At 44.2% G+C, this 536-nt stretch carries 2 protein-coding genes; both read left to right on the top strand.

What is annotated here, in order from left to right:
* The coding region (locus R7Z77_RS28110; RefSeq protein WP_318137403.1) for a hypothetical protein at positions 1-203 on the top strand (203 nt) is incomplete at its 5' end.
* Positions 204-264: 61 nt separating this feature from the next.
* On the top strand, positions 265-536 hold a 272-nt coding region (locus R7Z77_RS28105), incomplete at its 3' end, for a hypothetical protein (RefSeq protein ID WP_318137402.1).

The raw sequence follows: 536 nt of genomic DNA, 5'->3' as shown, positions 1-536 counted from the left end.
AAATCTGCTTGTTGCTTGCGTACACAAATGACATTCATCAGCTTACAGAGATTAATAAAGAACTCGGGGAAGCTGAGCAAGCTCGTGACTCGTTAGAAAAACAGTTTGATGCACAAAATGCTCTGTTGTTACAAGAGAAGCATTCGTTTGGAGCGCAAAATGACAAACTAACCGAGAAAAAAGGTGAGCTTACGGCAGCATAGCTCAACTTTTAGCAACAAGTCGTGATTTACTGAGTGTCTGTCCATTAAGAGGATCGACACCGTGCCACAACATAAACTAGAACAAGCCATTGCCGCGTTTGATCACTGGCGCCAAAACCGAACTAAACGCACTCACACTCCTAACGAACTTCGACAATTGGCCGTTGAATTAGCAGACAGTCACTCCCATAATCACATTGCTACTGCGTTGAGGATTAACGCTCGACAACTCAAGATTTGGTGTGACCATGCTGCTGTCAATTCCACCGCCCCCTCTGACTTTATGTCATTGCCTATCGAACACGAATTTGAGCCTAATACAGAGCATCGTTT

The organism is Vibrio sp. 1401, from assembly GCF_033340295.1.
The sequence above is the reverse complement of the archived record's forward strand: the minus strand, read 5'-3'. Positions and strand labels throughout refer to the sequence as shown.